The following is an 18,339-nucleotide window of genomic DNA, read 5'->3' as shown; positions in this document are numbered from 1 at the left end:
CCCGGGTGCGCCGAGCGGGCACGCGATCCCGCGATCGTGCGCAACGTCACGTCGAGCGTGCGTCTCGCCTTCGGGTGGGCGCACGCTCGACGAAATTCCGGGTCCCGCCCGGTGCGTTGGGGGGTGGGCGACTATCCCGCGACGTCGGTCACCAACTGATTCCACGCCTCGAAGGTCTCGGGGGAGACCGACCCCGTCTGGGTGGCGATCAGGCTGCAGCGGCCGTGACGGTCATAGAGTTCGATCGACCCGGTGCGGCCCCACACCCCGTCGGACCAGGTGATCCAGCATTCGGCGACGAGCGTGAAGTTGATCATCGCCCGGCACGAACCGGACGCCACCACCATCGAGCCGCGATGCTCGCGGGCACCGTCGAGGCGATCGTGACGCATCTGCAGACACCCCGCAGCCGCGGTGGTCAGCGTCATGGGCATGCCGAGCAGCGCGGCATGCTCGAGAGCGGCGATGACGCGGCGTGATTCCACGCGCGCGTACCCGTCGTCGATGCGCCCGGGCAGTGACGACAGCCGCCGGACGCCACCGTCGTCGAGGACGGAGTCGAACTGGGCGATCTGATCGGTCGCGGGAGGCGCATCTTCGACCTTCGGGGTCGGGTGCCGTCCGTCGCCGCCGAGGTCGGCGTCACCGGGGCGATCGAGCGCGGCCGGCCCATCGGCGAAGCCGCCCGCGTCGATCGACAGGGATTCGAACGCCAGACGATCCGACGACTCCGTCAGATACGTCGCGTGGGCGGTGTTGCCGTCCGTGTCGAACAGCCGCAATGTGGGCGGCACATGAGCCGCGGGATCGGTGACCAGCGCTGAGCCGAGTCGGGACGGATTGAGCCGCAGGGAGATCCGTGATGGCCGACAGCGTATGGGGCCGCCGATGCCCACCGGTGTCTCATGCGTCCCGACGTCGTTCATCAAGACCGGGCCGGCCACCGTCACGCCGACGACCTGGTCGAGCAGCGGTAGTCGATCCGCGACCGCGGAGACGTCGGAACCCAGCAATGACCCCGTGAAGCCGGGCGTGGCCAGCAGGGTGTCCAGGTCGCTGGCCGTCGCCCGAGAGCGCGGACAACTGCACCGATCACCACATCCGGGACGGGCGAGGTCTCCGGTGCGTTCGGAGTCGGATGGTCGGGGTGATTCGGGCATCGTTGCCGTTCCTTTCCCGTGCGTGCTCGTGGGTCGTGCTCGTCAGGGTCGTGGGGGTGGGTCAGTACACATCGCGCAGATATCGCTTGGCGCGCTTGAGATCGTCGACGTAGTCCTGGGCCGACTCGGCCGACATGCCACCGTGTTCGGCGATGATGTCGTGCAACGCGACGTCGACGTCGTGGGCCATGCGGGTGGCGTCACCGCACACGTACACGTGGGCGCCCTGGGACAACCAGGCGAACAGATCGGCACCCTGTTCCCGCATGCGGTCCTGCACGTAGATCTTGTGCTCCTGGTCGCGAGAGAACGCGAGGTCGAGGCGGTCGAGCAACCCGTCGGTGACGAAGCCGTCGATCTCGTCGGCGTAGATGTGGTCGTGGTCACGATGCCGGTCGCCGAAGAACAGCCAGTTCCCACCGCGCGCACCGCGTGCCGCGCGCTCGTGCAGGAACGACCGGAACGGTGCGATGCCGGTACCCGGGCCGACCATGATGATCTTGGTGTCGTCGGCGGGCAGCCGGAACGACTTGTTGGCCGAGATGAACATGTCGACCTGCGTTCCCTCCGGCCTGCGGTCGGCGAGGAACGTCGAGCACACACCGCCCCGTTGTCGGTCGCCCGACCGGTAGCGCACGGTCGCCATGGTGATGTGCACGGTTCCGGCATGTGCGACGGGGCTCGACGAGATCGAGTACACGCGGTGCTGCAGTGGGCGCAGTTCGGCGAGCAGTTCCTCCGGCGTGACGGTGAGCGCCGGGTCCACATCCAACAGGTCGAGAACGTCCTTGCCCCACAACCACGCATCGAGCGCCTCGCGGTCGCCCGTCGAGGTCAGGTGCACGAGCTCGGCATCCTGGCTGCGTTGTGCGATGTAGTCCACGAGGTACTTCGACGGTGTCGAGATCTCCACGTGGTGGGTGAGCGTGTCCCGCAGGGTGCGTTCGGCTTTGCGGTCGGTGATCAACGTGTCCGGTGAGACACCGAGACGTTCGATGATCCGTCCGACGAGGTCGGCGTCGTTCACCGGCGAGATGCTGATCCCGTCGCCGGGCTGGTACTCGATGCCGCTGTCGCCCAGGGAGATCTCGAGATGCCGGACCTCCTTATCGGACCGGGGATCCGACAACAGGGTGTTGGCGACGACGGTCGCGGGGTAGGGGTTCTTGCGCGTCCACGTCGACCTGACGCGGCGCGCGCCCGACGACGGCTTCGCGGGGGTGGCCGGCAACGCCGGCGGCTCGGGCGCATCCACCTCGGCGTCGGTCGCCTCGTCGGCCGCCACCTGGTTCGGCGGCGGTCCCGCGTCGACCGCCGCGAGTGCCGGAATCGCTCGGGCGATCCAGGCGTCGGCCGGATCCTCGTAGTCGACGTCGCAATCGACCCGGTCGACCACGCGGGTCGCACCGAGTTCGGCGAGCCGGGTGTCGATGTTCTTGCCGGCCTGACAGAACCCGTCATAGATCGAGTCGCCGAGGGCCAGGACGCCGTAGTACAGGCCGTCGAGCCGCGGGGTGTCCGGTGCGGCGAGGGCCCGCCAGAACAACTCGCCGTTGTCCGGCATGTCACCCTCGCCGTAGGTGGAGGTGATCACCAGCAACCGGCGCACCGCCGACAGGGCGGTGATGTCGAGGGCGTCCAGATCGCATCGCACGGGATCGAATCCGTGTGTGCGGGCCAGTGTCTCGGCCTGCTCGGAGAGCAATTCGGCGGTGCCGGTCTGGCTGCCGAAGACGATCTGCAGGGGGATTCGACCCTCGGCCCCGTCGTCGACCGATGCGGCGGCACCGGCAGTGGGTGTGCCGGACGGGGGCGGCATGGCGATGCGGGTGTTCAGACCGGCGAGGAAGCCGGCCAGCCAGGCCTTCTGGTCACCGGTGAACGGGACGTCGGAGGGGATGTAGGGGAGCTGCATGTCATCCGACCTTTGCTGTGTCGATGCTCGGTGTCGATCGCAGGCCGTCCGCGACGTCGGGAACGGCGCGTGCGGCGAAGAGTTCGTCGAAGCCGGGGAGGCCGCCGAGCTTCTCGCGATTCTTCCAGTCCTGCAACAGAATCCATCCGTAGGTCGCCGGGGCGTCCATCGACCAGACGTTGCGCAGTGCGAGGGCACGCTTGTAGTCGTCGACGCGCTTGGCTGCGATGAGCGCGGCGAGTTGCCGGGCGTCGTAGTGCGCCAGGATGTCCCGCGCGTAGCGAGCCACCCGCGAGACCAGTTCGAAGTCCTCGGTCAGGACCAGATTGCGGGCGCCGCCGGCCACCGCCTGATCCGTCCACGCCGCCGCGGCACCGCCGCGTGCGCCCCCGGCACGCGAGAGCCGGGCGGTGGCGACCTGCCGGGCGATCTCGAACACGGTGAAGGCGTTGAGCAGTCGATACATCTCGGCGGTGTCGGTCTGCCCGTACTCGGGGACCACCCCGCCGGCGACCGGGATGCCGTTGCGGATGCTGACCTTCAGAGCGTGCACCTGGTGACCGGCCAACGAGGTCGACAGCTCGTCGAGCAGATCGCGAGACGACATCGACGCGACCAGGGCGTCGCTGTCCTGGTAGGCCACCAACGCCCGCGGCATCGCGTAGCAGATGTAGTGACGCTCGGTCTCCCAGTTCTGCAGCAGTCGGGTGCCGACCGCCGAACCGGTTGCCGTGACGTGCATCTCGAGCATCCGGCGGACGGCCTGGTGATGGATCGGGGCGAGCGGGTCGTCGACGCCGGTGATGGAGCCGACCACCACGGAGTCGGTGCTGACCCGGGTCTCGAGTTCGCAGGCCGGATCGTACTGGTAGAGGAACCCGCCGCTCATCCCGTTGCCGAGGCCCTTGCCGTACCCGCCGAGATTGAGCACGGCCCCGTTGGTCATGTATTCGCAGGCGAACTCGCCCACGCCCTCGACGACCGCGGTGGCTCCGGAGTTGCGGACCGCGAACCGATCGCCGGCCTCGCCCTCCACGAACAGGCGTCCGCCGGTGGCGCCGAAGAGCGCGAAGTTGCCGATCAACACGTTGCCGCCGATCGACGGTGAGCCGCCGCCGGGGGAGCGGACGATGACACTGCCGCCCGACATCGACTTGCCCACACCGTCGTTGCAGGTTCCGGTGTGCGTGAGCCGCATCCCGTCGTTGCAGAACGCGGCGTAGGAAAGCCCGGCGGACCCGGCGGTCGCGACCCGAATCGAATCCGGCGCCAGGAAACGGCGTCCGCGGTCGTCGGTGTACACGCTCGGCAGTCCGGTGACCTCGGCCGCGGTGAACTCGTGATTGAGCGTCCGCTCGACGTCGACGGCGAGTTGGGCGCCGACACTCTTGTTGCGGTTGCCGAGAACGGGTGTCGTCACCTCGACGTGGTCGGCGCCGTCATCGATCAGCGCGGCGCGCACCTGGTCGACCAGCATGTCGTCGATCGCGAAATCGTGTTCCAGGTAGACCGGATCGGTGATCGCCACCGGATCGATCCGGGCCAGGAGCGCATCCGGTCGCAGCGCCGTCACCGCGGCGGGGTGATCCACTAGGGTGAGCAGATCCGTGCGCCCCCGCGCTGCCGCCAGACTCGGTAGGCCGAGGACGGCGAGGATCTCGCGGACGTCGTGGGCGATGTTCAGCAGGTACTGGGCCATCGAGCGGGGGTCGCCGTCGAAGACCTCCGGGTTGGTGGTCAGCCCGGCGGGGCATTTGATGTTGCAGTTCTTGGCCATCACGCAGCCGATCATCATCAGCGCCGAGGTGCCGAACTCGAAGCTGTCGGCACCGAGCAGTGCCGACGTCACCACGTCGCGACCGGTCTGATGTGCACCCGACGTACGTAGCACCACCTTCTGTCGTAAGCCGTTGGCGCACAGGGCCTGATGGACCTCGGCCAATCCGATCTCGGCCGCCCGGCCCGCGTAGCGCAGGCTCGTCACCGACGCCGCGCCGGTGCCTCCGGTGTTGCCGGCGACGTTGATGACATCGGCTCCCGCCTTGGCGACACCGACGGCGATGGTGCCGATGCCCTCGGAGGAGACCAGCTTCACGATCACCCGGACCCGGGCGGCCTTGCAGTCGTGGATGAGCTGTGCGAGGTCCTCGATGGAATAGGTGTCGTGGTGCGGCGGCGGCGAGACCAACTCGACGCCGGGCGTGCCACCGCGCGCGGCGGCGATCTCCACGGTGACCTTGGGGGCCGGGAGTTGCCCGCCTTCACCGGGTTTCGCGCCCTGACCGATCTTGATCTCCAGTTCCCGGAGCATCGGGTCGGCGAGGTAGCCCGCCCAGATGCCGAATCGTCCGGAGGCGAACTGTTTGATCGCCGAGGCGCGGATGGTGCCGTAGCGCGACATGTGCTCGCCGCCCTCGCCGCTGTTGGACAGACCGCCGACCATGTTGGTGCCGTGCGCCACCGCCTCGTGGGCCGGTGCGACGAGGGCACCGTGACTCATCGCCCCGGACGCGAACGTCGGGGTGATCTCGTGCGCGGGTGTGACCTCGCTCAGCGCGATCGACGACGGCGGCGTGCGCAGGCGGCCGAGCCGATGTACCACCTGTTCGTCGCCGACGACGATGAGTCCGCCCTCGCCGCAGTCGAGGATCTCGACCGCGCTGCCCAGCAGTTCGGCGAGTGCCTCGGCCAGGGCCTGGACACGGTTCTCGCCGCCCACCCCGATCGCGTCGCCGGACAGGTCGAGATGACAACCGCTCCGGCCGTCCGCCCCGTCCAGTGGGGACACGACGAGACCGCGGACCGCGACCGCGTGGCCCATCTCGTCGAGAGCTCGCCCGAGTCGGCCGGTGAAGTCCGACACGGTGTTCGCGCCGGTGACGTCGAGGGGCAGGCCCAGGATGTCGCGCAGGGCGCTCGGCCGGACGGCGCGCTGTGCCGCGATGTCCTCGGCGAACGATCGGTAGGCGTCGGTGATCGCGAAGGTGTCGATGTCCTGGTCGGTCAGCCGGTCGTAGCTGCTGCCGGTGTAGGCCCGCGCATCGAGTCCGAACGCATCGTCGAGCCTGCCGAGCGTGAGCAGACGCAGACGGCCGGAGCGATCGGCCTCACCCGCGGTGGGAGATTCGCGATCGGCGGTGGCGAACGCGATCTTCTCGGTCGTGAGATCCGCGTACTTGCGCACGGCGACGGCGCCGAACGAGTGGCCCGCCCCCTCGGCGCGCTCCTTGAACAGTCCGAGGAGTGGCAGGTCCTTGTCCGAGCCGGCCGGCGCGGACACCGCGGCGCGATGTGCCCGGGCCGTCGCGGTGGCGATCGGGCCGAGCCCGACGCCGCCGACCGGTGCGTACTGATTCGGGAACCACCGACGCAGGTCCTTCTCGGCGGTGTCGAGGAAGTTGGGCTCGAAGAACTCGCCGCCGATGTAGCTCTCCACCGTGCACAACCCGACGCGGCCCATCGTCTTCATCAATGACTTCTCCGCGGCCTTCACCCACCGCGCGAACGCAGCGTCGCGTGAGCCCGCGTCGACGCCCGATGCGGCCGCCCGACGATCGATCGAGTGTGGATGGACCGCTGCGGCGCCGAATCCGAGAGTGGCGGCGAGATGGTGGGACGACTCGACCTGGCCGGTGTCGGCCACCAGCGACACGCGCAGCCGCAACCCCGCGACGATGAGTCGCTGATTGATCGCCGACACCGCGAAGATGATCGGTACCGCTGCACGGTCGGCCGCGATCGCGCGATCGCTGACGACGGCGATCCCACCGAGTGTCTCGGCGAAGTCGACGATCTCGTCACCCAGTCGGTCGATGGCGGCCACGAGAGACGAGCGATCCTCATCCCCGCCCGCGTCGGTCGGGTCGATCGGATAGCAGGCGTCGAACCGACGGATGGGACTCTCCGTCTGCGTGTACAGACGGTCGAGCTCGGCAGCCCGCAGAATCGGGGTGCGCAACACGATCTGGCGGGTCCCGGCGCCGGCGTCCGGAGCGGTCCCGGGCCGCGCGCCGAGCGCGACCCGCAGGCTCATGCCGTCCGCCTCCCGGATGCTGTCCAGTGGCGGGTTGGTCACCTGTGCGAACCGTTGGGAGAAGAAGCGGGCGACATTCGGCTCGATGTCGGTCAGCGCGTTGATCGCGTTGCCGAAACCCATCGCGGAGACGCGCTCGGCGCCGTCGGCGAGCATCGGGTCGACGAAATACCGGAAGCTCTCCTGGTCGAGGTAGTAGGCCCGGTAGCGCTGGTGGTCGCTCAGTTCGCCGCCGGTGTCGCTCGTCGCGGGCGACGGTGCCACGCGCTCCGGCAGTTCGGCCAGGTCGATCTTCGCGGCACTCAGCAGTGCCCGGTAATCCGTTGCCGCCGCGAGCTTTTCGTATGCCTCGACCGTCGTGTACGTCCGGTGCTCGCGATGGTCGTAGTAGATCATCCCGCCGGCCGAGACCCGACCGCGCGCGATCACCGACTCCGGCGGAACCGAGATCTGCCCGGCTTCGGAGAACACGCAGAGGTAGTCGTTGGTCTCCAGGCTGCGCAGCGGCCGGAGGCCGAGCCGGTCGAGTCGTGCGCCGATCACGGTGCCGTCGCCGAACACCACCGCGGCCGGACCGTCGTTCTTCTCCTCGTACAGGGAGAAGTACTCGAACATCGCCCGCACCGGCTCGGACAGCGACGTGTCGTTCTCCCACGCGGGCGGCATCATCGAGACGATGGCGGTGACCAGGTCGACGCGGTCCTCGATCACGCGGGCGGCGACGGTCTGGTCGAGTCGGGAGCTGTCGGACTGCCCGGGCGGTCGGACGATGCTGCGGTGCTGCGCGGTGGCGGCGGTCACCTGGGCGATGCGGTTCTTCTTGTCGGTGTTGAGCTCGCCGTTGTGCGCGAGGAACCGGAACGGCTGCGCCATCGTCGGGTGTGGATCGGTGTTGGTGGAGAACCGGGTGTGGAAGTACAGCGTGTGCACCGCGTGATCCGGGTCCAGGAGATCGGTGAAGTAATCGATGACCTCGGGGGAGGAGAGCCGCCCCTTGAGCACCTGCGTGCGCGCGGACAACGACAGCGGGTATAGGCCCGCCAACTGGGGCTTGGTGAAGGCGATGGCCTCGATGTGCAGCAGCGCCTGCTGGACGACCTGGTCGAGTTCCGCGGGATCGGGGCAGGGGTGCGGCGCGGAGAACACCCACTGCCGGATCGGCAACTGGAAGGCGACCGCGGCGGGCCGCAGGACGCCGGTGTCCACGGGGACGTCGCGGACCGCGAGGATGCCGAAGCCGCGTCCGGTCATCGTGCGTTCGATGAGTCGGCACGCGCGTTCGGCCGCGGCGGGCTCGTCGGGAAGGAAGAAGTTGCCGACGCAGAAGCGACCCAGGCGCAGCTCGGGCCGACCGGTGATCTTGCGGAAGAACCGCAACGACAGATCCATCGACACGCCGCCGCCGTCGCCGACACCCAGCGCCGAGCGGCCGCCACGGTGAGGGACCGAGCACAGCGCTTCGCGTGCCTTCTCGATCACCGAGTGCTTCTGCACCCCGTCCTTGCGCGTGATGAAGCCCACGCCGCAACTGCTCTTCTCGTCGCTCGGGTCCCAGAGCAGTGCTCGGGAATGGTGATCAGGCCGCATTCGGTCCTCGGGTCTCGGTCCGCCCGCGGGAGCGGGCGAAGGCTCGGGGCCGCCCGCGTGCAGGCAGCTCGGCCGGACGCCGGCGCCACTGCGACGATGAAGTGACGCCGGCGGGAAACCGGCTACAACGTGGCCAGGCAACTTAGCCAAGCCTTAGTATCGTAAGGCATACCTAACCTGGGAATGAAACCCCATGGTGCCGTGTTGGGCAGGGTGGATCGCGAAGACGCGAGCGAGCAGTGCTTTCCCGGATTTCCGGGCGGCGCATCCCGCGTGGCATACTGAGCGGTCGAGTCCGGTTCCGGTTCACACCGTCGATCCCCGACGGTGACCCGGCGACCACAGAAAGGGACAACCAGATGAAGCAGGGAATCCACCCCGAGTACGCGACGACCACGGTCGTCTGCGGCTGCGGCAACACCTTCGAGACCCGCAGCACCGCGGACAACGGACGTATCAACGTCGAGGTCTGCTCGCAGTGCCACCCGTTCTACACCGGCAAGCAGAAGATCCTCGACACCGGCGGCCGCGTGGCCCGGTTCGAGAAGCGCTACGGCAAGCGCGCCAAGAAGGCCGACGCACAGTAGCCCGATCGACGACGCCCCTCCGGCGCGCACAGTCTGCGCCCGGTCGGGCGTCGTTTTTCGTTTCTCCGTACGGATCGGTGTGCGGCGGGAAGCCGGCGAATGAGAGCCCGGTGAGCGACATCCCGGTAGCGACACCACTGAGAGGTGAGCACCACGTGACCACACAGGAATCGTCGGGCCGGAGTCCGTCGGCGATCGACGACATCCTCGCCGAGCATGCCGGTCTCGAGGCGCAACTCTCCGATCCGTCGCTGCACGACGATCCGACGGCGGCGCGCCGCGTCGGCAAGCGCTTCGCCGAACTCGCGCCGGTCATGTCGACGCATCGTCGTCTCGAGGCCGCCCGTGACGATCTCGCCGCGGCCCGTGAACTCGCGGCCGACGACCCGGCGTTCGCCGAGGAGATCCCGGCGCTCGAGGCGACCGTGGCCGAACTCGACGCGACGCTGACCGACCTACTCGCGCCCCGTGACCCCCACGACGGCGACGACGTGGTCCTGGAGATCAAGTCCGGTGCGGGCGGCGAGGAATCGGCCCTGTTCGCCGCCGACCTCGCCCGGATGTACCTGAAGTACTGCGAGCGCCGAGGATTCAAGGCGCAGACGCTCGGCGTCACCGAATCCGACCTGGGCGGCTACAAAGAAGCGACCATCTCGATCAAGTCGAGAGAGCAACTGCGCGACGGGGTCTGGTCGCGGCTCAAGTTCGAGGGCGGGGTGCACCGGGTCCAGCGCGTGCCGGTCACCGAATCGCAGGGCCGTATCCACACCTCCGCTGCCGGAGTGCTGATATACCCCGAACCCGAGGAGATCGAGCAGGTCCAGATCGACGAGTCGGACCTACGGATCGACGTCTATCGGTCGTCCGGGAAGGGCGGACAGGGCGTCAACACCACCGACTCGGCGGTGCGTATCACGCACCTGCCCACCGGGATCGTGGTGACCTGTCAGAACGAACGCTCCCAGCTGCAGAACAAGGCTCGAGTCATGCAGGTCCTCGCCGCGCGGCTGCAGTCGGCGGCCGAGGAGGAGGCCGACGCCGCGGCCGCCGAGGGGCGTGCCGCGCAGATCCGCACGGTCGACCGTTCGGAGCGCATCCGGACCTACAACTTTCCGGAGAACCGCATCACCGATCACCGCATCGGTTACAAGGCCAACAACCTCGACACGGTGTTGGCCGGCGACATGGACGCGCTGCTCGACGCGCTGGTGAATGCCGACCGGCAGGCCCGGCTCGAAGCGCAGTGAGCACGGTCGACGTCGAACTGTCCCGGGCCACTGAGCAATTGGCTGCCGCCGGGATCGACTCTGCGCGCAGCGATGCCGAATGGCTGCTGGTCGCGCTGTCGGGCGTCGACCGGGGCCGGCTCCTGATGATGGACGCGCTCGACGACGCCGCGCGCACCGCGTACCGCGCGGCCGTGACCCGTCGTGCGCAGCGGATTCCCTTGCAGCACATCATCGGAACCGCAGCGTTCGGACCCGCCGAGCTCGCCGTCGGGCCGGGCGTGTTCACGCCGCGGCCGGAGACGGAGTTTCTCGCCGAATGGGCCTGTGGCGCAGCGGGGCGAATCGACGGCCCGGCGTCGGTCGTCGATCTCTGCAGCGGCAGTGGCGCCCTCGCAATCGCCATCGCGACGATGCTCCCGACCGCACGCGTGCGGGCCGTCGAGCGGTCACCCGTGGCGCTGGAGTGGTTGCGCGGCAACGTCGATCGCGCTGCCGGAAGTGTGCGCGCCAGGGTGTCGGTGGTGGCGGCCGACGTCACCGACGCGGACCGCATGCGCGCGTCGATCCCGACCGGTTCGATCGACGTGGTCGTCGCGAACCCGCCGTACGTGCCCGACGGCGCTGCAGTCGCGCCGGAGGTGGCCCACGACCCCGCCGAGGCCGTCTTCGCGGGGGCCGACGGGATGTCGGTGATCACCCCGATGCTGACCGTCATCGCCGGGATGCTGCGTCCCGGCGGTGTGGTGGGCCTCGAGCACGACGACTCGACGTCGGACGCGGTGGTGGCGGCGATGTCGGTGACCGGCGCGTTCGTGGACGTCCGCGCGCATCGGGACCTCGCCGGCCGGCCGCGGTTCGTCACCGCACGGCGTGGACCCGCCGGGCCGCTGCGATCCGCGTGACGTCCGTCGTGGGAAGATGGCCGGGTGAGCACGGTATTCGACTGCGGTGAACCGGACACCCGGGCGGCGGGCATCCGCGCGGCCGTCGGTGCGGCCAAGGCCGGTCGGCTGGTCGTCCTCCCGACGGACACGCTCTACGGGATCGGCTGTGAGGCCTTCGACAGCGAGGCGGTCGCCGCACTGCTGGCCGCCAAGGGGCGAGGTCGCGACATGCCGGTCCCCGTTCTCGTGGGGTCCTGGCACACCATCGACGGACTGGTGCTGTCGGTGTCCACCGCAGGCCGCGACCTCGTCGAGGCGTTCTGGCCGGGTGGACTCAGCCTGGTCGTCGAGCAGGCGCCCTCGCTGGCATGGGATCTCGGGGACACCGACGGCACGGTGATGCTGCGTATGCCGCTGCACCCGGTGGCGATCGAGTTGCTACGTGAGGTCGGGCCGATGGCGGTGTCGAGCGCGAACGTGTCCGGACGATCACCCGCGACGACCGTCGACGAGGCCCGCGAGCAGCTGGGCGAATCGGTCTCGGTCTATCTCGACGGTGGACCGGCTGCCGCCGCGCAGGCGTCCACCATCGTCGACCTGACCGGGTCCACCCCGCGGATCCTGCGGGAGGGCGCCGTCTCCACCGCGGCCATCGCCGAGGTGCTGGACCTCGACGTCGAACTCCTGACCGCGCGCTGATCCATGTCCGGCCCATCGACCGACCCAGAGATCGCCGGACTCATCGAGCGTGAGAGTCGGCGCCGCGCGTCGACCCTGCAGCTGATCGCCTCCGAGACGCCCGCGAGTCCGGCCGTTCGTGCTGCGTTGGTCTCCGACCTCGGAGCCAAATACGCCGAGGGATATCCGGGCGCCCGGTTCCACGGGGGATGCGAGGTGGTCGACGAGGTCGAACAGCTCGCGATCGATCGAGCCGCGGAACGGTTCGGCGCCGACTACGTGAACGTGCAGCCGCTGTCCGGCAGCGCCGCCAATCTCGCCGTCTACGCCGCGTTCGCCCAGATCGGTGACCCCGTGCTGGCCCTACGACTCGAGCACGGCGGCCACCAGACCCATGGTTCGCGGGCCAACTTCTCCGGTCGGTGGTTCGCACCGCTGCACTACGGGGTGCGCGAAGCCGACGAGCGGATCGACTACGACGAACTCCGCGACCTGGCCCTCCTGCACCGGCCGAGCATCATCGTCGCCGGTGGCGCCGCGTACTCGCGTGTGATCGACTTCGCCGCCCTACGGGCGATCGCCGACGATGCGGAGGCGATCCTCTGGGTGGACGCGGCACATCTGGCGGGACTGGTCGCCGGCGCGGTGGTGCCGTCGCCCGTGCCGTACGCCGACGTCGTCACCCTGTCGACGCACAAGGTGTTGCAGGGTCCGCGCGGCGGCATGATCCTCGCCCGCGAGATGCATCGCGCGGTCCTGCAGAAGGCCGTCCAACCGTTCGTGCAGGGTGGCCCGGCGATGAACACGATCGCCGCCACGGCGGTGTGTATGCGGGAGTCGGGAACGCGGGAGTTCGCCGAGTATGCCGCAGCCACCGTTGCGACGGCCCGCCGCCTGGGTGACGAGCTGACCGCGCGCGGTCTGCGGATCGTGAGCGGCGGTACCGACATCCATCTCGCCGTGGTGGACGTGTCGTCCGTCGGCCTCACCGGGATCGAGGCGCAGCTCAGGCTGGCCGCGGCCGGTGTCGTCGTCGACCGGGCAGTCCTCCCGTTCGACCATCGGCCCCCGGCCGAGGGCTCGGCCATCCGCGTCGGCACGCCGTCGTCGGTCCTCGCCGGGCTCGGCGTCGACGACATGCCGACGGTGGCCGACTGGATCGATCGAGCGCTGGCCGAACCGGTCGGTGGGCCACAACACGCGGCGATCCGCCGCGAAATCGAGGCACGGGTGGGCGGGTAGCCTGGTGCGGGTGTTCGACCCACCCGCCGGCGATCCCGGAACGCTGCTGACCGCCCTGTCGGCGGCCGACAGCGGCGGAGCCGGTGTACCGCTGCGGGAGCTCGCGCTGGTGGGGCTGACCGCGGCTGCCGTGACCTACCTGCTGACGTCGCTCGTGCGGGTCTTCGCCATCCGGGTCGGCGCCGTCGCGGTGCCGCGGGTGCGCGACGTCCACGTGATCCCGACCCCGCGCCTCGGCGGCCTGGGCATGTTCGCCGGCATGGTCGCCGCCATCGCCCTTGCGGCGAACCTGCCCGCACTGACCAGGGGCTTCGCCTACACCAGCGACATGAGCGCGGTCATCGTCTCGGGCACCGTCATCGTGCTGGTCGGTGTGATCGACGACCGTTGGGGACTCGACGCACTCACCAAGTTCGCCGGTCAGCTGACCGCGGCAGGCGTCCTGGTGATCATGGGCGTCAGTTGGTACCTGCTCTATGTCCCGTTCGCCGACATCGGGACGGTGGTCCTCGATCCGCTGCAGGCCGGATTGCTGACCGTCGCGATCACCGTCGCCACGATCAACGCGGTCAACTTCGTCGACGGACTCGACGGCCTGGCCGCCGGCCTGGGACTGATCGCGGCGTCGGCCATCTGCATGTTCTCGCTCGGGCTGCTGCACGACCAGGGTGGCGACGTCAGCTATTACCCGCCGGCGCTGATCTCGACGGTGCTCGCCGGCGCCTGCCTCGGCTTCCTCCCGCACAACTTCTCGCCCGCGCGAATCTTCATGGGGGATTCCGGTGCCATGCTGATCGGCCTCATGCTGGCGGCGGCGTCGACGAGTGCATCCGGTCGCATCGCGATCAACGCATACGGGCCGGCGGACGTGTTCACCCTGCTCTCGCCGCTGATCCTGGTGGCCGCGGTCGTGTTCGTGCCCATGCTCGACATGTTGATGGCGGTCGTCCGGCGCACCCGTGCCGGCGTGGGTTTCTACACGCCCGACAAGATGCATCTCCATCACCGGTTGCTCGAGCTCGGGCATTCGCAGCGCCGGGTCGCGCTCATCATCTATCTCTGGGTGGGAGTACTGGCGTTCTCGGCGGCGGCCAGTACGCTGTTCCCGGTGTCGGTCGTCGCACCGATGTTCGGTGCCGGCCTGATCGTGGCGCTGTTGGTCACGATGGCCCCACGGTTGCAGCGGCGATACGCCCAGTTCCGCACTCGCGGTCACGCGGATCATCCGGACACCACCGATCCGGTGGCGGGGCGGACCTGATCGGTCAGCGTCGTGCCCGACCGATCGGGGAGTAGTGGGACCCCGGGTAAGGCAATGGTAAAAACCCATGTACTATCGGTCGTAGTAGGTCGACGTCGGCTCGAGTCCGGCCGGTCCGGCAAAACCGGCGGCAGGTCTCGGACCACATCGACGCTCTGCCTGCTCCGCAGCGCGTAGACCCCCCGGTTGGCGCGAGTGCGGGTGTTGGTAGTGTCACAGAAAACCGCGAGCTTACGTCCGGTGACGACAGTCGCCGATCGCACGCGCGATGGCCTGTGCCCGTGACGACAGGTGATGGATTGAGGAGAGGCGAATGACAACATCTGCCCCTGACTCAACCTCCTATTACCCGTCGGCCCCGACCGGGCTCGTCCGTCCGGGCATCATCGCCGGCGTCGTCACGGTCGCGGTTGGGGTGGCATCGATCCTGTTGGGCCACTTCTGGTTCGCCGTCTTCTTCCTGGCCGGTGTGGTGTTGGTGTTCATCAACACGAAGCTGGTCATGCGTGCTGTCGAGAACGTCGCCGCGGCGCCCGACCCACGCAAGAAACTGCTCGCTCTCAATTCTGCATACCGCCTCGGGGCCATCACGGTTCTCGCATTGGTGGCGGCCATCCTGGTCCGGCCCGACGGGCTGGGCGCGATGTTCGGACTCGCTGTCGGCCAGGTGATCCTGGTACTCAACACGGTGATTCCGGTGATGAAAGGACTTCGTAAGCAGCCATGACCGCAACGTCTTATCTGGCCGAGTCGGAGTCGGCGATCGAGGTCGGCCACCACACCGAGGTCGAGTGGCTCGGCATGACCGTCAACATCGACACGGTCATCGGCAGTGCGGTGGCAGCGGTCATCGTCATCGCCCTCGCGTTCTTCGTGCGATTCAAGATGACGTCGAACAAGCCGAACTCCGTTCAGCTCTACTTCGAGGTCATCACCGTTCAGATGCGCAGCCAGATCGAGAGCGCGATCGGAATGAAGATCGCCGGCTTCGTCCTGCCGCTCGCGGTCACCCTCTTCACCTACATCCTCATCGCCAACTGGTTGTCGATCATCCCGGCGCAGTACGGCACCGCCGAGGGTGGCACGCACGAGTGGCTCAAGCCGCCGGCCAGCGACGCGAACTTCGTCTACGCCCTCGCGCTCTTCGTCTTCGTCTGGTACCACGCGGCCGGCGTCAAGCGGCGCGGCATCATCGGCCACCCGATCAAACTCGTCAAGGGTCACTCGGTCGCCATCGCGCCGGTGAACATCATCGAGGAGATCGCCAAGCCCGTCTCGCTCTCCCTCCGTCTTTTCGGCAACATGTTCGCGGGCGGCATCATGGTGGCGCTGATCGCGCTGATGCCGATCTACGTGATGTGGGCGCCGAATGCCCTGTGGAAGTCCTTCGACCTCTTCGTCGGTCTGATCCAGGCCTTCATCTTCGCGCTGCTGACGATCCTGTACTTCAGCCAGGCGATGGAGCTCGACGAGGACCACCACTAACCAGCTCGACCCTGGTCGGCACCGCCGGCCGGGCCAAAGACCTGGCAATCGGATTGCCAGTTTTCACCCGAAAGGAAAGTTCTAAATGGATCCCAATCTGATTGGTCTGGGTGCGTTGATCGGTGGCGGCATCATCATGGGTGGTGGCGCGATCGGTGCCGGTATCGGTGACGGTCTGGCCGGCGCTCAGTTGATCGCGGGTATCGCACGTCAGCCGGAGGCCCAGGGCCGCCTGTTCACCCCGTTCTTCATCACCGTGGGTCTGGTCGAGGCCGCATACTTCATCAACCTGGCGTTCATGGCGCTGTTCGTCTTCGCCACCCCGATCTCCGGCCAGTCCTGATCTCGGTCTCCGACCGGGATCCTGAGGATCAAGGTAAATCCGCAACATGAATCTCGCCGCAGAGAACTTCCTCATCCCCAACGGCACATTCTTCGTGTGCCTGATCATCTTCGTCATCGTCTTCCTCGTGATCCGGACGATGGTCGTGCCACCGATCCTCAAGGTGCTCGACGACCGTGATGCCATGGTCGCGAAGACAACTGAGGACAACCGTGCCGCTGCGGCGAGCTACGAGGATGCCGACACCGAATACCGGGCCGCGCTCAAAGAAGCTCGAGGCGACGCGACCGGTATTCGGGACCAGGCACGTGCCGAGGGCAACGAGCAGTTGGCCGCGGCGAAGAAGCGCGCCACCGACGAGGCGGACGCCGTGCTCGCCGAGACGACCAAGCAACTGAAGGCCGAGGGCGATCAAGCTGCATCGACCGCCCGCGCCGACGTCGACGCCTTGTCGGCGACATTGGCAGGTCGGGTCCTGGGTGTCGACGTGTCGGCAAAGTCGACGGAGAAGGTGAACTGAGTTGAGCATCGTCATCGGCAACCTCATCGGGTTCGCGGTCATCATCTTCCTGTTCTGGAAGTACCTGAGGCCGGTGCTCTCCAAGGCGGTCAACGCCCAGAAGGAGACCATCGCGCACAACGTGGCGGAGAGCGAGGCCGCCAAGGCTCGCGTCGTCGACGCGAAGGCCGCTCACGAACGGGCTCTCGCCGAGGCCAAGGCCGAGGCCGAGGAACTGCACAAGGGTGCGCTCGTCGACGCCAAGGCCATCTCCGAGGACATCAAGGCGCAGGCCGACTCCGAGGTCAAGCGGATCACCGAGCACGGCAAGGCCCAGGTCGCCCTGAGCCGCTCCAGCCTCGTCCGTGAACTCCGTACCGATCTCGGTCTCACCGCGGTCGACGGTGCCGGGCAGTTGGTCCGGTCGCATCTGGCCGATCCGCAGGCGCAGTCCGACAGCATCGACCGTGTCATCGACGAACTCGAATCGATGTCGGCCGGAGGTCCCGGGGATCTGGTCGCCCACAGCTCGGAACTGATCGGCCTGCACTCCATGCGGGCGAGCAGTCGCGACGCTGCGCGCGCCGTCGCCAAGGAGTTCGACGCCAAGGCGGGTTCACTCGACGGCGAGGCGCTCACCGCCGCGGCCGTGGAACTCACCGACGTGATCCGACTCCTCGATGCGAATCCGGTGCTGCGCAAGCGGCTCACCGAGGACGAGGACAACACCGCGGGACAGACCGAGCTCGCCCGCAACCTGTTCGGCGGCAAGGTCTCACCGATCGTGGTCGACATCCTGGTGGCGGCCGTCGAACAGCGCTGGTCGACCACCGCCGACTTCACCGCGGCGCTGCGTCGGCAGGACGCCCTCGTGGTGTTGGCCGCCGCCGAGCGCGACGGCACGATCGAGCAGGTCGAGAACGAACTCTTCGGGGTCGCCCGCCTGCTCGAGCAGAACCCGCGGTTGGCCTCGCTGTTGTCCGACCACACCCATGACGCCGCCAAGCGGGTGGACCTGCTGCAGTCGCTGGTGGGGGACAAGGTGGGTGCCCACACGTGGTACCTGCTGTCGCACACGCTCGTGCTGCTCCACGGACAGCCGGCCGACGTCGCCGTCGACCACCTGGCCGAACTGGCGGCAGCGCGTCGCGGCGAATCGGTGGCGCACGTGGTGTCGGCCGCCGATCTGACCGATGCACAGCAGGCGCGGCTCGCGTCGGTGCTCGGGACCATCTACGGCCGCACGATCTCGGTTCAGACCGAGATCGATCCCGACCTCCTCGGCGGCCTGCGCATCGCGGTCGGCGACGAGGTGATCGAGGCCGACGTCGCGACCCGATTGGCGAAGGCGGCCGAGAGCCTGCCGCGCTGACCGACACGACCATCACATCCAGCGAACAACCCAAACCACCAGCCGGACTGAGCAAGAAAGACGA

Annotated in this window: 14 protein-coding genes; 11 read left to right on the top strand and 3 right to left on the bottom strand. The window is 68.3% G+C overall.

What is annotated here, in order from left to right:
- Positions 1-131: 131 nt before the first annotated feature.
- From D7316_RS06630 to D7316_RS06620, 3 genes are all read right to left on the bottom strand, one after another.
- Positions 132-1,160, bottom strand: a complete 1,029-nt coding sequence (locus tag D7316_RS06630; RefSeq protein ID WP_124707577.1) for a ChuX/HutX family heme-like substrate-binding protein — start codon at positions 1,158-1,160, stop codon at positions 132-134.
- 61 nt (positions 1,161-1,221) lie between these two features.
- Complete coding sequence (locus tag D7316_RS06625) at positions 1,222-3,075, bottom strand: sulfite reductase subunit alpha (RefSeq protein ID WP_124707576.1); 1,854 nt, start codon at positions 3,073-3,075, stop codon at positions 1,222-1,224.
- 1 nt (position 3,076) lies between these two features.
- Positions 3,077-8,695: a glutamate synthase-related protein gene (locus D7316_RS06620; protein WP_124707575.1), complete on the bottom strand. Its 5,619-nt coding sequence runs from the start codon at positions 8,693-8,695 to the stop codon at positions 3,077-3,079.
- A 359-nt stretch (positions 8,696-9,054) separates the two neighbouring features.
- Here D7316_RS06620 and rpmE point away from each other — a divergent pair, with 359 nt between their 5' ends.
- The 11 genes from rpmE to D7316_RS06565 all read left to right on the top strand — a co-directional run bounded on the left by rpmE (position 9,055) and on the right by D7316_RS06565 (position 18,275).
- Positions 9,055-9,282 (top strand): 50S ribosomal protein L31, encoded by a 228-nt coding sequence (gene rpmE / locus D7316_RS06615; RefSeq protein WP_124707574.1) that lies wholly within the window; start codon positions 9,055-9,057, stop codon positions 9,280-9,282.
- Between the two features lie 155 nt (positions 9,283-9,437).
- Positions 9,438-10,529 (top strand): peptide chain release factor 1, encoded by a 1,092-nt coding sequence (gene prfA, locus D7316_RS06610; protein ID WP_124707573.1) that lies wholly within the window; start codon positions 9,438-9,440, stop codon positions 10,527-10,529.
- Entirely contained in the window at positions 10,526-11,413 is an 888-nt protein-coding gene (gene prmC, locus D7316_RS06605; protein WP_124707572.1) for a peptide chain release factor N(5)-glutamine methyltransferase, read from the top strand. Before prfA ends, prmC begins: the two co-directional genes overlap by 4 nt.
- Positions 11,414-11,437: 24 nt before the next feature.
- Entirely contained in the window at positions 11,438-12,094 is a 657-nt protein-coding gene (locus D7316_RS06600) for an L-threonylcarbamoyladenylate synthase (protein ID WP_124707571.1), read from the top strand.
- 3 nt (positions 12,095-12,097) lie between these two features.
- Positions 12,098-13,315, top strand: coding sequence for a serine hydroxymethyltransferase (locus tag D7316_RS06595; protein WP_124707570.1), 1,218 nt, complete (start codon positions 12,098-12,100; stop codon positions 13,313-13,315).
- Between the two features lie 10 nt (positions 13,316-13,325).
- Positions 13,326-14,576: a glycosyltransferase family 4 protein gene (locus tag D7316_RS06590; protein ID WP_124707569.1), complete on the top strand. Its 1,251-nt coding sequence runs from the start codon at positions 13,326-13,328 to the stop codon at positions 14,574-14,576.
- A 313-nt stretch (positions 14,577-14,889) separates the two neighbouring features.
- Complete coding sequence (locus D7316_RS06585) at positions 14,890-15,303, top strand: hypothetical protein (protein ID WP_124707568.1); 414 nt, start codon at positions 14,890-14,892, stop codon at positions 15,301-15,303.
- Positions 15,300-16,061, top strand: coding sequence for a F0F1 ATP synthase subunit A (gene atpB, locus D7316_RS06580; RefSeq protein ID WP_124707567.1), 762 nt, complete (start codon positions 15,300-15,302; stop codon positions 16,059-16,061). The genes D7316_RS06585 and atpB overlap by 4 nt, the downstream gene beginning before the upstream one ends.
- Before the next feature lie 85 nt (positions 16,062-16,146).
- The gene (locus tag D7316_RS06575) at positions 16,147-16,404 is read left to right on the top strand and encodes a F0F1 ATP synthase subunit C (RefSeq protein WP_124707566.1); all 258 of its coding nucleotides are present in this window, start codon (positions 16,147-16,149) and stop codon (positions 16,402-16,404) included.
- 46 nt (positions 16,405-16,450) lie between these two features.
- The gene (locus D7316_RS06570; RefSeq protein WP_124707565.1) at positions 16,451-16,924 is read left to right on the top strand and encodes a F0F1 ATP synthase subunit B; all 474 of its coding nucleotides are present in this window, start codon (positions 16,451-16,453) and stop codon (positions 16,922-16,924) included.
- A 1-nt stretch (position 16,925) separates the two neighbouring features.
- Entirely contained in the window at positions 16,926-18,275 is a 1,350-nt protein-coding gene (locus tag D7316_RS06565) for a F0F1 ATP synthase subunit B/delta (protein WP_124707564.1), read from the top strand.
- The last annotated feature ends 64 nt before the right edge of the window (positions 18,276-18,339 follow it).

This window comes from Gordonia insulae (assembly GCF_003855095.1).
GTDB classification, from domain to species: Bacteria; Actinomycetota; Actinomycetes; order Mycobacteriales; family Mycobacteriaceae; genus Gordonia; species Gordonia insulae.
The sequence above is the reverse complement of the archived record's forward strand: the minus strand, read 5'-3'. Positions and strand labels throughout refer to the sequence as shown.